The following is a 13,024-nucleotide window of genomic DNA, read 5'->3' on the forward strand; positions in this document are numbered from 1 at the left end:
AATCGCTCCTAGAGAGGGCGATTGTTTTTTGTTATATGTAAAAACTCGTTCATTTCATATAAGATTTCATCTTTTTCTTGTTTACCTTGAATCTTAGTAATGACCTTTTTATTGCTTATTAAAAGTAAAGTGGGATATGTTTCAATTTCCAACTTGTTCTTTAATTTCTTTATTTCATCGTGACTAACGACAACTACTTCTTCGAGTACAGTAGGATAAAGCTTCTTAATTTCTAAAATTGCATCATAATAATTATTTTCAAAATCAACAGTGTCTTCATTGGAAACTAATAAAGCATCCGCTTCTAGAAGAGACAGTAATCTTGGGTCATTTTCCCTGTTTTCAAATTGACAAGAGGACAACAATAAAAAAGAACATACTGTCAAACAGAAGCGATAAAGCATGAATACGTCACCCTTTACAACTAACTCAAGATTAATTAAGGCTATTGTAACACTTTATATTTTAGATTTTGGGAATGTCATGTAAATGTTACAAAAATGAAAAATACGTCTTTATGTACATGCATACACATTAGTAAGCGTAAATAGTTAGGAGATGGCTTATGAGAGGATTAGTAGTCGTTAGTATCCAAGGCATGATTTATAGTAGTTTTGTCATTGTAGAAATGTTATCTCATAGGGATCGTTTGTATGCAAAAGCATTGCTCTTCATTGTATTTTTTTATTTAGCTTTTTTTTCTGCGAATGCATTCGGATATTCTACTAAACACGCTGTAAAGCTTACGTTTACTACTTTAGCCTTTTTCTTCTTTTTTCAAAGAGTGTTTTGGTGGTTTATCTCCTTGTAGTTGTTTTGGGTACTTAAGGCATATTTACATCATGAAATTGTTATAGTACTTTAAAGATAATCACATCTAGTTAAAACGGAAAATAGGGGATGTATATGAAAAAATTCTTTTTGTTATGTATAACTATCTTTTTATTAGTAGCATGTTCGAAAGAATCTACGGACTACGTAGATGAGACAAACGAACAACCAAACGTTGAGAAACAAGGATCGGATGAAGGAAATAATGATATCGAAGATAAACCTAATGACCAAGATGATCAAACCAATGTCGAAACCAATGATGAAGAACCATCATCTGTTGAAGAAGTTGTCAACACACCACAATACCGGATAAATGATTCTACTTGGGAAATTGAACATATTGTACCTGCAGATGAAAAACTCTTACTATTAACAATTGATGATGCTCCAGATAAATATGGCTTGGAAATGGCTACATCCTTAAAGGATCTTGGAGTTAATGCGATATTTTTTGTCAATGGGCATTTTATTGATACTGATGAGGAAAAAGCGGTGCTTAAGAAAATATACGATTTAGGTTTTCCAATTGGTAACCACACATGGAACCATAAAAATTTAAAAGAGCTTTCAGAAGAAGATCAATACAACGAAATTATTAAGCTAAGTGATGAGATAGAAGCGATAACTGGGGAAAGGCCAAAATTCTTTAGAGCTCCATTTGGTGCGAATACAGATTATGCAAAGGACATCGTAAAAAATGATGGCATGATTCTTATGAATTGGTCATATGGTTATGATTTTGATAAAAATTATATGACAAAAGAAAGTATTGCAGACATTATGGTAAACACACCTCTTTTAAAAAAAGGAGCAAATTTACTAATGCATGATAGGGAATGGACATACTTGGCATTACCTGATATTGTTCAAGGACTACGTGATAAGGGGTATGTTATGGCAGACCCTAAACTAATTGAAACAATTCCAGCATCGAAATGATGCTGGTTTTTTATAAGTTAGAAAATATATTCTGCTGTTTAGTTAATACAATGTTACGGCTAAATCCAGCTTCGCCCAGCCAAGATGAAATGGCGAAGATCATTGCCATTTCATCCTACTCGAGGGAAAAAGAAAAATCACTTTTCCCTTGGTCAAATGTTCTATCATGAATAAAAGGGAAAACCACCCTTTTTTCATGATAAAACATTTGCATGCCTTAGGCTAAACGGGGCTCCATGCGCCTTCTGTTCAGGTTCAAACCCTTTACAGTGTTTGAATTAAAAGTAGCTAACATGTAAAATATGAAGATGAATAGTACAAAGAAGGGATAACAGACATGAAAAAATGGATCACGGTTCTCATAAGCATGGTCTTGCTAATGAGCTGCGCTAGAAAGGAAGAACTAGAGGTATCCCAAAAGGATCATTCCGAAAAGGAACAAAGTATAGTCAAGAAAGAGGAACCACCACTCATGGCAACGGTACCGCTATTGACGATTAATAATCAAATGTATATTTCATTGGAGGAGCTTTCGAACTTCGTTAAGCTTGATGCTACATATGATGCGACAAATCAAACGCTTAGCATGTTATACACAGGTCATCCATATTTTTTTATTTTCGATGTTCCTGTATTTCAGAAGGGAATTGATTTTTTTCCTATGGAACGGTCTGATTTTAATGTCGTTGATGAAAAACCATATTTGTCTATACAATTTATACAAAGTGAATTACAGTTACCAATAACTGTCCATGAAAACAATGTGATGATTGCATTGAATAATAATAGTAACGATATTGAGGCAATTACTTTGCCTAAGAAGCCAACAACAGTTGAGGAAGTAACGACTATTCTATCCGTTTTACAAAATCCGATTATAGGAGCACAGGTTAGTACTAAGGATTCACATTTACCTGGTGCTCCTCGTTCGTATCGAAACGGATATCATGAAGGAATGGATTTCTATGGGTATAGTTCTGGAGTAACCATTAACCGGGAAACACCCATCTATGCTATGGGGGAAGGAACAGTAATCCGAGCTGATCATGACTATGAGAGTTATCCAAGTGAAGAAGCCCGCAATGAAGATCTCTCTAAGTCTTGGAATCAACCAATAACCCCTGAGTATATACTTGATAAGCTTCGAGGAAGGCAAGTTTGGATTCGCTATCCGGGTGGCATATTAGCAAGATTTTCACACCTAGATCGGATTCCTGAAGACATCCAAGTGGGAGACACTGTTGATTCTGAGAAGATTGTTGGTTATGTAGGGAATTCAGGTACAAGTGGGGAAGTTAAAAAAGATGATTCAGAACTGCACTTACATCTGGATATCTTGATATATGGTGAACTATTTTGGGAAGGTTTAAATTCATCTCAAGTAAGAGAAATATTAACAAATGTATTTGAATAACTAACAAGATAGACAGCTATATAGAATGCTGTTTATAGTGAATTTATTGAGTCTTACAAAATAAACCGACAGCAATTGCTTGTCGGTTTATTTTCGTTTATAGTAATACATGACTCTTCCATTAAATAAATGAAGCTCTCCTTCAAGCTTTTTGGCTAGAAATTTACAAAATTCATTTCCTTTTCCTTTATCACCATGAGTAGCTCCATCGGGTAAGACTACTTGGATATACTCTTGCTGCTTAAGGGTACCTTCCTCATCTTCTATTTCCTCTGTTCCAACTCCGATAACAAGCAAATTGTATCCACGTTCCTCGGATTTTAAATAAAACCATTTATCCTTACCTTCAGGTTTTTCTTTTAACTCATATGGAAACGCAGCATCCTTATATTCCCACTCTAATTGTGAACCAGTTTTAGAAGTAATCTCTTTGTAATAGTGAAATAATTCTTTAACATCATCTAATGAGATGGACTGTTTCGTTGATGCAGGTACTAATTTTATGTAAGAACTACTTGGCAATGTAATTTCACTCCTAATAATGTCATTTTTTAATCTATAAAGAATAAGTTTTATATAAATTACAACTACGTTTCCATTCTAGCATTGGATTGAAATGGTTGACAACCGATAATAGTAGCTTATCAAAGATTAAACATAACTTTTTGATTTTTATTTTCTAAGAATGGGCAAATAGGCGGATTGATGTTGACTTCGATTCCAATTATAATAAAATTCTGAATAATAAAAAAATGGGAGGGGTTTAATGAATTATTTTGAACGCTTATATGATGAACAAGAGTACTCGAAAGTAAGATTCGTTGGATTTACTACAGATGAAATTCGATATGACTTTGGCTTAGTTTATACGAATATGTTTTTTGGAAAACCACTTGTTATCTGCATGCAAACAGGAAGATCTACCCTCCTTGATCCTCAAGATATTAGTGACCTTGATCACCTACAAAGAGTTTTCAAAATACGTACCCTTAAAGAAGCTGAGGATTTAGCGGAGTTTTTTAAAGAGACTCTTCCTACCATTCCACTCGAAACACAATATGATTAGAAAAAGACGTTCATTTGAAAACGTCTTTTATTTAACCATTTAAAAGTAACATTAATTAGGCTGTATCTATCAAATGTGTTATACAATTTATGATTGACATCCTCATTATGACATATTATTATAAAATTAAAGAAGCTAATGATAACGCTTTCAATCATTAAGAGGAGATGAGAAACATGGGAATCATCATATGTCAGTCATGCGATAAAACAATTGCACATTATGAAGAAGAAAAAGTAACGACACTTTATGCAAAATGCAATAGTTGTTCATGTAGCTCAAACAATCAAACCCAACATAAATCATAATAGATGTATAAAAAGAAGCATGCAGAAGAAAGAACTGCATGCTTCTTTTATGGCGTTATCTAATAGCTCTATGCTCTTTAATGACTCTTAAGTGTTTTAAATCAAAGTCCTCAGGACCTTGAACTGGTAAACCAGCGTCGATATTTTCGGTTATATAGTTTAAATTTTCGGCTGTAATAATTTCTCCTGGAATAAAAATCGGTATTCCTGGTGGATAGACCATAATAAACTCTGCGATGATTCTACCAGCAGATTGCTCGAATGGGATGACTTCTGTTTCGGAATAGAATGCATCTCTCGGTGTTACAGCTAATACAGGGATATCTGGGACGTGGACATTTACCATTTCGTTTTTTGCTTGGTGTCTAAATGTTTCAGAAAGCTCCTTCAAAGCAGTTACTAATAGCTCTGTTTCCTTCTCCGTGTCCCCAGGCGTGATAATACAAAGTATGTTATATAAATCAGACATTTCTACTTCGATATTATGCTTTTCCCGAAGCCATTTTTCTACATCAAATCCTGTTAGACCTAATTCTCTAACCATGATGGTTATTTTCGTTGGGTCGTAGTCATATGTTGCTTTAGTTCCGAGTATCTCTTTGCCTACACAATATAAAAAGTCAATTTCATTAATCGCCTCACGAGTTTTGTCAGCCAGTCTCAAGGCTCGTTCAATTAAATCCTTTCCTTCTGTTGCTAAACGTCTTCTAGCAACATCTAGCGATGCCAATAGAAGATAAGAGGTAGAGGTAGTTGTTAGCATACTTATAATCGACTGGACCCGTTTAGGTGACACGAGTCCTGTTTTTATATTGAGTATGGAGCTTTGTGTCATGGAACCGCCTAGTTTATGAACACTAGTTGCAGCCATATCAGCCCCAGCCTGCATAGCTGACAATGGTAATTCATCGTGAAAATGGATGTGAACACCATGTGCCTCGTCAACTAAAACAGGAACATCGTAGGAATGGGCAACCTCAACAATTTTACGTAAATCGGCTGCCACTCCAAAATAAGTAGGGTTGATGACTAATACACCTTTCGCATCAGGATGTTGCTCTAATGCTTTCTCGACAGCTTCAGGTGTAATCCCATGTGAGATCCCTAAATTATTATCCAACACAGGGTGGATAAAGATAGGAGTAGCTCCTGAAAAGATAATGGCTGACATTACAGACTTATGCACATTTCTTGGAACGATAATTTTCTCCCCTGGACCACAAACAGCCATCACCATCGTCATAATTGCACCACTTGTTCCTTGGACAGAGAAAAATGTATAATCAGCACCAAACGCTTTTGCAGCCAAATCCTGTGCTTCTTTGATCATACCCTTCGGATGGTGTAAATCATCAAGGGGCCCAATGTTGATTTGATCTATAGATAAAGCATTTAATCCAATAAAATCACGAAATTCAGGATCAATTCCAGTCCCTTTTTTATGACCAGGAATATGAAATTGGATTGGATTTTTCGTTACATGTTTTACTAAACCTGTAAATAGCGGAGTTTCCTTTTGGTTCAATACATACACCTCTTTACTTCATTCTAAAAATAAACAAAAGTGATTATAGCACTAAACCATCTGTTTGCATAGAAAAAGATGGAATAATTCAGAGAATACTACTGTCACTATATACCTTCTCCTAAGTTGGTTCTTATAAACGTATTAATAGAAAACTTGGCTTGAGAAAGACCGATGGACTATGGGGTCAAACACAGTTTTTTCATGCGACTAGATTTGCCTTTAGCTGAGAACAGGAAGGAATTTTTCATCTCAATAGAGAAGCATTAATAAATAAGGAGTGATGCAATACATGAAATGGGATACGAAGGTTTCAAACTTATTAAATATTGAATATCCAATTATACAGGGCGGCTTAGCATATTTAGCATATGCAGACTTGGCTGCAGCTGTTTCAAATGCAGGTGGACTAGGACAAATTACAGCGATGTCATTAGATAGCCCCGAGGCGCTTCGGGAAGAGATAAGAAAAGTTCGGTTAAAAACGAATAAGCCTTTTGGCGTCAATTATGCAATTGGACAGCATGGTAGACCCTTTGAGCACATGCTCCAAGTTGCAATAGATGAAAAGGTTCCCGTTATTTCAATGACAGGAGGGAATCCTGCGCCAGTATTTAAACTTCTTGAGGGAGTGGATACGAAAAAATTAGTTCTAGTTGCTGCAAGGAGACAAGCTGAAAAGGCAGAGGAACTTGGTGCGGATGCTGTAATGGTTGTGGGACAAGAGGGGGGTGGACATTTAGGTAAATTAGATATTGGAACAATGGTCCTCGTTCCTCAAGTTGTAGACGCTGTAAAGATACCAGTCATTGCTTCGGGAGGAATAGGAGATGGGAGAGGCTTGATGGCAGCCCTAAGTCTTGGGGCAGAGGGCATCGAGATGGGTACTAGGTTCATAGCGACAAAGGAATGTATTCATGCAAGTGATGTTTATAAACAACGATTAGTGGAAGGTACTGAAAATGACACAACGGTTATAAAGCGAAGCCTAGGCGCTCCCGCAAGAGCTATCACTAATAAATGGACAGATAAAATCTTAGAAATAGAGGCCAAACATGGGAATTATGATTCACTAAAGGACTATATTAGTGGTGAAGCAAATAAACGATACATATATGAGGGACAACGAGAAGAAGGCTTTGCATGGGCTGGACAAGTAATGGGAAGAATCAAGGATATCCCAACGGTTCAAGAGCTAATCACAAGAATGATCCGAGAGGCTGAGGAAATTAGGCGTTCTTGGTGCTAAGGAGGATAATATATGTCATATCAATATCCAATATCAGTTGATTGGTCAACAGAGGAAATTGTAGATGTTGTTCAATTTTTTTCTAGTATTGAAAAAGCATATGAAAAAGGAATTGATCGGGAGGAGCTTTTGCTATCCTATAAGAAATTTAAACAAATCGTTCCAAGCAAGTCTGAAGAAAAAAAACTGTGTAATGAGTTTGAAGAAGATAGTAAGTATTCACCATATCTTACAATCAAAAAAGCGAGAGAGCTGGAGAATGTCCGAGTAATTAAAATGTAAAAAAACCCGCATCAGTTTTTGAAGCGGGTTTTTATTCTATTCTTGATATGAAAGCTTATATAGTGGTAACAGCTTTTCGTATGTTTCCCTAGCAAATTGAATAAGTGCTTCTCCATTCTGGACAATGTCGTGATGAGGGGAAAGATGACGTCCTACAAGAAGCTCTGCCTTTTTTACATCATGAAAACGCTGCAAAGAATCGGCTAAACCGTGTTTGCCTAATGTGTTGATAGTCGTTGCGTCTTTTTTAGTATGGTCAAGTGATATGACATAATCTTTCGGTATAAGTTTGGAAACTTGATTTTGATGATGGAGAAAGTTACTTGCAATTGCTTGTTTATTTGGTAATTCATAGATAAAGGCTAGCCAAATGAACAAGTGATCATCAAATAATCCTAGTTGAAAATGAGGGTGCTGTTTATATCCTCGTTTATTATCACAAATAGCTAACCACGTATCCTTAGGTGGGTTCACTGTTCTCCTAGCGTGTTTTGCTATATGTAGAAACATCTCTTTTCCAGTTAAAACAGATAAATCTGTAGCTAATATGTCCCCAATCTCTTGAAACTTTGGACGAATACGCTCGGCAATTGCTGTCATTCTCTCATCTAAACCTTCAATCTTAAATGTTTCAAAATCTAATGAAGTAAAACCTTTAACACTCATGAAACCCTTCCCTTCTCAAAAAATACAGGCTTTACTTATAATAGCATAGGCGGTTCTATATCAAAAAAAATCTGTTTTTTTGACAATAATTGTGGGTAAACGCACATTTTTGTTGCATAGCACAAGACCCCTTCATAATATATATTAAAATAAAATATCTGAAAATTTGGGTAAATTGTCAAGTGGCTAAGAAATAAGTTATTGAAAGGTCATCAAAATGGAAAGGGGTGCATTGTTCATGAAACAATTGGTAAACACAAATAAAAGGACGGATGTAGAAAAACGTATTCCAGTTTTACGTTTGGAAGTAGATTATGAATTAGCAACCCTTTATGAAGCGTTAATGAGTAAAGACGATCAAGCAATTCGTGAATGCAAGCGGAAATTGGAAAAACTTCGTTCAGAACTCATGAAGTTAGAAGCTTAAAACAAAATAAAGAAAACCGGACCTTGTTAAAGGGGTTCGATTTTTTTGCGCATAATCGAATTAAAATCCGGAAAACTTGATTTTAACAGCTTCATTCCATTAATCTAATGATAGCAGTCAAGACAAAGGAGAGAGCATAAATGATTGGGAAATCAGATTGGTCAATGATTGATACATATGCAAAATCTTGGATTAAAGAGGCTGGATCTAGAATTCGGGATTCATTTAATAAGAAGCTACTAATAAAAACAAAATCGAATAAAGATGACTTAGTGACAAATATGGACCATGAGACGGAACAGTTTTTAATATCAAAAATAACCGAAACATTCCCAAATCATCAAATTTTAGGAGAAGAGGGTTTTGGTGATGAAGTAAAGGCTCTTGATGGAGTTGTTTGGATCATTGACCCTATTGATGGAACCATGAATTTTGTTCATCAACAACGCAACTTTGCCATCTCAATTGGTATATATGAAGATGGAGTAGGGCAAATAGGATTAATCTATGATGTGGTAAATGACGAACTGTATCATGCGAAAAAGGGGCAAGGTGCTTTTTTTAATGATACAGCACTTCCTGCTTTATCTGATGTTTCAGTAGATGAGGCGGTAATTGGAATAAATGCTACATGGGTTCTAGAGAACAAGAGAATCGACTCCTCCGTGTTAACTCCACTCGTTAAACAGGTAAGAGGAACAAGGTCATACGGTTCAGCTGCATTAGAGATGGCTTATGTAGCAGCAGGAAGATTAGATGCTTACATCACGATGAGGCTTGCACCTTGGGATTTTGCAGCAGGGATGATCCTTATTGCAGAAGTAGGTGGGGTTGTTACGAACATTAAAGGACAACCTGTCGGCCTACTAAATGAAAGTTCTGTCTTCGCATCCAATGGTAACTTACATAAGGAAGTTATGAAAAACTATATAGAAGGATTTATTTAATGGATTTAACCTTTCGTCCCATTCAAGATGGGGATGTACCCTTCATTCGTAGACTCATAAAGGATAGTCCAGAGTGGTTGAAAGAAGAAGGAGAGAGCCTTGATGTTTATGGAATTTTTAATCAGTACAAGTACTTGCAAGGACAGTGGTTAGTTTGGAAGGAAAATAACAGTTTGGTTGGTATCTCTTTTTTAGTTGAAAGTGCACCTTCTAATAATCGGCCGTGGATAGGTACAATCATCGTGAGAAAGGATAAACGAAGACATGGCATGGGTAGTAGTATAATCGCTAAACTTCTAGCAATGCTAAAACAAGACGGTCATAAAATAGCGTATGCTGCTGTACCGATCGAGAACAGCTCCTGGATAAATTTTTTAACTATTTGCGGATTTGAACAATATAAAATTGAAAAAAATGAGGATAATAAAATATATCTACTGTTTGTTTGTCCATTAGAAAGTAAAGAGTAAGGGTAGACCTTACTCTTTTTTACGTAGCTTACCTTTATAAGCAAAGCCGATCCCCATGATAAGGATAACACCTATTATGGATCCTATAATACCAAGTATACTTCCCTCGCCGATAGCCACACCGATTAACATCATAAAAATAGCAGTCGTAATGGCGAGAATTAAAAAAATTACATTTTGTCTTTGCATAATGTCAAACCCCCTTTTCTTAGTTTACAAAAGTTTAATGGAAATGAAAATGAATTCCTTCACGACGATCTATTTGTTGTGTTATAATAGCAAGGTTGTAAAAGAACAGTTTTTACTAATTACCTTATATAGAAGTAGGAGATGAGATCGTGAATTTACGTAACGATTTACGAAATATTGCTATTATTGCTCACGTTGACCATGGAAAAACGACATTGGTTGACAAGCTATTACATCAATCTGGAACATTCCGCTCAAATGAACATGTTGAAGAGCGTGCTATGGATTCAAACGCTCTGGAAAAAGAACGTGGTATTACCATTTTAGCGAAAAATACAGCAATTGAATATAAAGGGAAAAGAATAAATATTATGGATACTCCTGGCCATGCTGACTTTGGTGGTGAAGTAGAACGTATCATGCGAATGGTAGACGGGGTTCTGTTAGTAGTGGACGCTTACGAAGGAACAATGCCTCAAACACGTTTCGTATTGAAAAAAGCATTAGAACAAAAGTTAACGCCAATTGTTGTCGTGAATAAAATTGATAAGCCTTCAGCTAGACCGCTTGAGGTTGTCGATGAAGTCATTGATTTATTTATAGAACTTGGTGCAGAGGAAGATCAATTAGAATTTCCTGTAGTATACGCTTCAGCTATTAGTGGTACAGCAAGCTTAGATCCAGATCCAGCGAATCAAGAAGAAAACATGTCTTGTTTATTTGATTCCATTTTAGAACATATCCCGGCGCCTGTTGATAATAGTGATGAGGCCTTACAATTCCAAGTTACATTACTTGATTACAATGACTATGTTGGTCGTATCGGTATTGGACGTATTTTCCGTGGAACGATGAAGGTAGGCCAAGAAGTTTCTCTTATGAAGCTTGATGGTACGGTGAAAAAATTCCGTGTTACTAAAATGTTTGGATTTATTGGTCTTAAACGTATTGAAATACAAGAGGCGAAAGCTGGAGATCTAGTAGCTGTTTCGGGAATGGAAGATATCAATGTTGGAGAAACAGTATGTCCAACAGATAAGCAAGAAGCTCTTCCTGTTCTTCGTATTGATGAACCAACATTACAAATGACATTCCTTGTCAATAACAGTCCGTTTGCTGGAAGAGAAGGAAAATGGGTAACTGCACGTAAAATAGAAGAGCGATTAATGGCCCAATTAGAGACAGATGTTAGTTTACGTGTTGAGAATACAGATTCGCCAGATGTATGGATTGTCTCAGGTAGAGGAGAATTACATTTATCCATCCTAATTGAAAACATGAGACGTGAAGGATACGAGCTTCAAGTCTCAAAGCCAGAAGTAATTGTTAAAGAAATTGATGGAACAAAGTGTGAGCCAATTGAGCGAGTGCAAATTGATGTACCTGAAGAATATACAGGGTCTATTATGGAGTCATTAGGAACTCGTAAAGGTGAACTTGTTGACATGTCAAGTAATGGTAATGGTCAAACACGTATGGTGTTTAATGTACCGGCACGCGGGTTAATCGGGTATAGAACAGAATTTATGACATTAACAAGAGGTTATGGAATTTTAAATCATACTTTTGATTCCTATCAACCAATGTATCATGGTCAAATTGGTGGCAGAAGAAATGGAGTACTGGTTTCATTAGAGACAGGAAAGGCAACACAATATAGTATCCTTGCTCTTGAAGACCGCGGAACGATTTTTATCGAGCCAGGAACTGAAGTTTATGAAGGAATGATTGTTGGAGAAAATAGTCGTGATAATGACTTAACTGTAAACGTTATTAAGGCAAAACAAATGACGAATATGCGTTCGGCTAATAAAGATCAAACGACAACGATGAAAAAACCTAAAATTATGACCCTTGAAGAATCGTTAGAATATTTAAATGATGATGAGTACTGTGAAGCTACACCTCAGTCTATTCGTTTACGTAAAAAGATTCTTGATAAAAACGAACGTGAAAGAATGGCTAAAAAGAAAAAGTATGCTGAAATGGAACAATAATAGGACAGCTGGGGTCGACAAAATGTTGGCCCTATTTGTCTATTTAACCGAAAAGGGGGGGCTATTAATAATGGTAGAAGTTAGTGAACGTTTATCATTCTTTGCATCTTTATTTATGGTTGATAAAAACCCTAAATTAGGAATGTGGCTACTATTTATTACTATTTTTCTTCTCTCAGTAATCGTCTATAAACTGGGATTTGCAAAAAAACTACCGCTACTAAAATCAGTGATCATTTATCTATTTCTTGGTGTTGGCTGCACAGTCTTAACTTTTTTGGGAATCTTTCTTCCAGTTGCTGAAGGGCTAGTTGTTGCTTCATTAATCCTTATCATTTATAAAGTTCGTTTGCATCAATCCAAGAATGAGGAAGCCAATTCATGAGATCGTTGCAGGATGCTTTATACAATTGGCTAACCATTAAAGTAGTTGCTGATGCAAGGAAAGAAGATGTGTCAGCAAAAGAGACAACACAATTGTTTTATGAGATTCTAACAGAAGAACATGGTTTATCTAACATCAATATAAAAAAAGATGATACGATGTACTTTGTTACATATGAAATAGATCAAACCGTAAAGCAGTCTAGATTTCCAATTGAATTAATTGATGTAATGATAGAGCAAATGGAAGCAGAACCAGAGAAATATGTGAATTATCCTGAAGAAGAAGAGGGACCTAACAATTAGGTCCCTCTTTATTGATATATT

General features: G+C 35.9%; 18 protein-coding genes. 13 read left to right on the top strand and 5 right to left on the bottom strand.

Going from position 1 to position 13,024, the window contains the following annotated elements; translation table 11 throughout:
* Positions 1–8 precede the first annotated feature (8 nt).
* A complete protein-coding gene (locus tag ACFSCX_RS03630; RefSeq protein WP_377926749.1) occupies positions 9–404 on the bottom strand; it encodes a thioredoxin domain-containing protein in 396 nt (131 codons plus the stop codon).
* A gap of 161 nt (positions 405–565) precedes the next feature.
* On the opposite strand from ACFSCX_RS03630, the gene ACFSCX_RS03635 reads away from it, so the two are divergent.
* From ACFSCX_RS03635 to ACFSCX_RS03645, 3 genes are all read left to right on the top strand, one after another.
* Positions 566–811 carry a hypothetical protein gene (locus tag ACFSCX_RS03635; RefSeq protein WP_377926751.1) on the top strand — a complete coding sequence of 82 codons (246 nt, stop codon included), beginning with the start codon at positions 566–568 and terminating at the stop codon, positions 809–811.
* Between the two features lie 95 nt (positions 812–906).
* Positions 907–1,773, top strand: coding sequence for a polysaccharide deacetylase family protein (locus ACFSCX_RS03640; RefSeq protein ID WP_377926752.1), 867 nt, complete (start codon positions 907–909; stop codon positions 1,771–1,773).
* A 337-nt stretch (positions 1,774–2,110) separates the two neighbouring features.
* The gene (locus ACFSCX_RS03645; protein ID WP_377926753.1) at positions 2,111–3,187 is read left to right on the top strand and encodes a M23 family metallopeptidase; all 1,077 of its coding nucleotides are present in this window, start codon (positions 2,111–2,113) and stop codon (positions 3,185–3,187) included.
* 87 nt (positions 3,188–3,274) lie between these two features.
* Here the strand turns inward: ACFSCX_RS03645 and ACFSCX_RS03650 are convergent, their stop codons facing one another.
* Complete coding sequence (locus ACFSCX_RS03650) at positions 3,275–3,709, bottom strand: DUF1885 family protein (protein WP_377926755.1); 435 nt, start codon at positions 3,707–3,709, stop codon at positions 3,275–3,277.
* Positions 3,710–3,953: 244 nt separating this feature from the next.
* Between ACFSCX_RS03650 and ACFSCX_RS03655 the strand changes: the two genes are divergently transcribed.
* Both ACFSCX_RS03655 and ACFSCX_RS03660 read left to right on the top strand, forming a co-directional pair.
* Complete coding sequence (locus ACFSCX_RS03655) at positions 3,954–4,253, top strand: DUF3055 domain-containing protein (RefSeq protein WP_377926756.1); 300 nt, start codon at positions 3,954–3,956, stop codon at positions 4,251–4,253.
* A gap of 176 nt (positions 4,254–4,429) precedes the next feature.
* Positions 4,430–4,561, top strand: coding sequence for a GapA-binding peptide SR1P (locus tag ACFSCX_RS03660; protein ID WP_377926757.1), 132 nt, complete (start codon positions 4,430–4,432; stop codon positions 4,559–4,561).
* Between the two features lie 55 nt (positions 4,562–4,616).
* Here ACFSCX_RS03660 and ACFSCX_RS03665 read toward each other — a convergent pair whose 3' ends face one another.
* Positions 4,617–6,086 (bottom strand): aminotransferase class I/II-fold pyridoxal phosphate-dependent enzyme, encoded by a 1,470-nt coding sequence (locus ACFSCX_RS03665; protein WP_377926758.1) that lies wholly within the window; start codon positions 6,084–6,086, stop codon positions 4,617–4,619.
* Positions 6,087–6,378: 292 nt separating this feature from the next.
* Here ACFSCX_RS03665 and ACFSCX_RS03670 point away from each other — a divergent pair, with 292 nt between their 5' ends.
* A complete protein-coding gene (locus ACFSCX_RS03670) occupies positions 6,379–7,335 on the top strand; it encodes an NAD(P)H-dependent flavin oxidoreductase (RefSeq protein ID WP_377926759.1) in 957 nt (318 codons plus the stop codon).
* Positions 7,336–7,347: 12 nt separating this feature from the next.
* Positions 7,348–7,617, top strand: coding sequence for a UPF0223 family protein (locus ACFSCX_RS03675; protein WP_377926760.1), 270 nt, complete (start codon positions 7,348–7,350; stop codon positions 7,615–7,617).
* 36 nt (positions 7,618–7,653) lie between these two features.
* On the opposite strand, the gene ACFSCX_RS03680 is transcribed toward ACFSCX_RS03675, so the two are convergent.
* Positions 7,654–8,283 carry a YktB family protein gene (locus ACFSCX_RS03680; RefSeq protein WP_377926761.1) on the bottom strand — a complete coding sequence of 210 codons (630 nt, stop codon included), beginning with the start codon at positions 8,281–8,283 and terminating at the stop codon, positions 7,654–7,656.
* Between the two features lie 238 nt (positions 8,284–8,521).
* Between ACFSCX_RS03680 and ACFSCX_RS03685 the strand changes: the two genes are divergently transcribed.
* From ACFSCX_RS03685 to ACFSCX_RS03695, 3 genes are all read left to right on the top strand, one after another.
* Complete coding sequence (locus ACFSCX_RS03685; RefSeq protein ID WP_377926762.1) at positions 8,522–8,710, top strand: hypothetical protein; 189 nt, start codon at positions 8,522–8,524, stop codon at positions 8,708–8,710.
* Positions 8,711–8,850: 140 nt separating this feature from the next.
* Positions 8,851–9,657, top strand: a complete 807-nt coding sequence (locus tag ACFSCX_RS03690) for an inositol monophosphatase family protein (RefSeq protein WP_377926763.1) — start codon at positions 8,851–8,853, stop codon at positions 9,655–9,657.
* The gene (locus ACFSCX_RS03695) at positions 9,657–10,127 is read left to right on the top strand and encodes a GNAT family N-acetyltransferase (RefSeq protein ID WP_377926764.1); all 471 of its coding nucleotides are present in this window, start codon (positions 9,657–9,659) and stop codon (positions 10,125–10,127) included. The genes ACFSCX_RS03690 and ACFSCX_RS03695 overlap by 1 nt, the downstream gene beginning before the upstream one ends.
* A gap of 9 nt (positions 10,128–10,136) precedes the next feature.
* Here ACFSCX_RS03695 and ACFSCX_RS03700 read toward each other — a convergent pair whose 3' ends face one another.
* A complete protein-coding gene (locus ACFSCX_RS03700; protein WP_377926765.1) occupies positions 10,137–10,316 on the bottom strand; it encodes a DUF5325 family protein in 180 nt (59 codons plus the stop codon).
* A gap of 149 nt (positions 10,317–10,465) precedes the next feature.
* On the opposite strand from ACFSCX_RS03700, the gene typA reads away from it, so the two are divergent.
* From typA to ACFSCX_RS03715, 3 genes are all read left to right on the top strand, one after another.
* On the top strand, positions 10,466–12,313 hold the full coding sequence (typA, locus tag ACFSCX_RS03705; RefSeq protein ID WP_377926766.1) for a translational GTPase TypA: 1,848 nt from the start codon (positions 10,466–10,468) through the stop codon (positions 12,311–12,313).
* A 70-nt stretch (positions 12,314–12,383) separates the two neighbouring features.
* Positions 12,384–12,698 (top strand): YlaH-like family protein, encoded by a 315-nt coding sequence (locus ACFSCX_RS03710; RefSeq protein WP_377926768.1) that lies wholly within the window; start codon positions 12,384–12,386, stop codon positions 12,696–12,698.
* Entirely contained in the window at positions 12,695–13,003 is a 309-nt protein-coding gene (locus ACFSCX_RS03715) for a hypothetical protein (protein WP_377926769.1), read from the top strand. Before ACFSCX_RS03710 ends, ACFSCX_RS03715 begins: the two co-directional genes overlap by 4 nt.
* Positions 13,004–13,024 lie beyond the last annotated feature (21 nt).

The organism is Bacillus salitolerans, from assembly GCF_042680805.1.
Lineage (GTDB): Bacteria > Bacillota > Bacilli > Bacillales > SA4 > Bacillus_CJ > Bacillus_CJ salitolerans.

Bases quoted from the DNA above. Each gene is read 5' to 3' on its own strand.
- ACFSCX_RS03630 (WP_377926749.1), bottom strand. From the start codon at position 404: ATGCTTTATCGCTTCTGTTTGACAGTATGTTCTTTTTTATTGTTGTCC.
- ACFSCX_RS03635 (WP_377926751.1), top strand. From the start codon at position 566: ATGAGAGGATTAGTAGTCGTTAGTATCCAAGGCATGATTTATAGTAGT.
- ACFSCX_RS03640 (WP_377926752.1), top strand. From the start codon at position 907: ATGAAAAAATTCTTTTTGTTATGTATAACTATCTTTTTATTAGTAGCA.
- ACFSCX_RS03645 (WP_377926753.1), top strand. From the start codon at position 2,111: ATGAAAAAATGGATCACGGTTCTCATAAGCATGGTCTTGCTAATGAGC.
- ACFSCX_RS03655 (WP_377926756.1), top strand. From the start codon at position 3,954: ATGAATTATTTTGAACGCTTATATGATGAACAAGAGTACTCGAAAGTA.
- ACFSCX_RS03660 (WP_377926757.1), top strand. From the start codon at position 4,430: ATGGGAATCATCATATGTCAGTCATGCGATAAAACAATTGCACATTAT.
- ACFSCX_RS03670 (WP_377926759.1), top strand. From the start codon at position 6,379: ATGAAATGGGATACGAAGGTTTCAAACTTATTAAATATTGAATATCCA.
- ACFSCX_RS03675 (WP_377926760.1), top strand. From the start codon at position 7,348: ATGTCATATCAATATCCAATATCAGTTGATTGGTCAACAGAGGAAATT.
- ACFSCX_RS03680 (WP_377926761.1), bottom strand. From the start codon at position 8,283: ATGAGTGTTAAAGGTTTTACTTCATTAGATTTTGAAACATTTAAGATT.
- ACFSCX_RS03685 (WP_377926762.1), top strand. From the start codon at position 8,522: ATGAAACAATTGGTAAACACAAATAAAAGGACGGATGTAGAAAAACGT.
- ACFSCX_RS03690 (WP_377926763.1), top strand. From the start codon at position 8,851: ATGATTGGGAAATCAGATTGGTCAATGATTGATACATATGCAAAATCT.
- ACFSCX_RS03695 (WP_377926764.1), top strand. From the start codon at position 9,657: ATGGATTTAACCTTTCGTCCCATTCAAGATGGGGATGTACCCTTCATT.
- ACFSCX_RS03700 (WP_377926765.1), bottom strand. From the start codon at position 10,316: ATGCAAAGACAAAATGTAATTTTTTTAATTCTCGCCATTACGACTGCT.
- ACFSCX_RS03710 (WP_377926768.1), top strand. From the start codon at position 12,384: ATGGTAGAAGTTAGTGAACGTTTATCATTCTTTGCATCTTTATTTATG.
- ACFSCX_RS03715 (WP_377926769.1), top strand. From the start codon at position 12,695: ATGAGATCGTTGCAGGATGCTTTATACAATTGGCTAACCATTAAAGTA.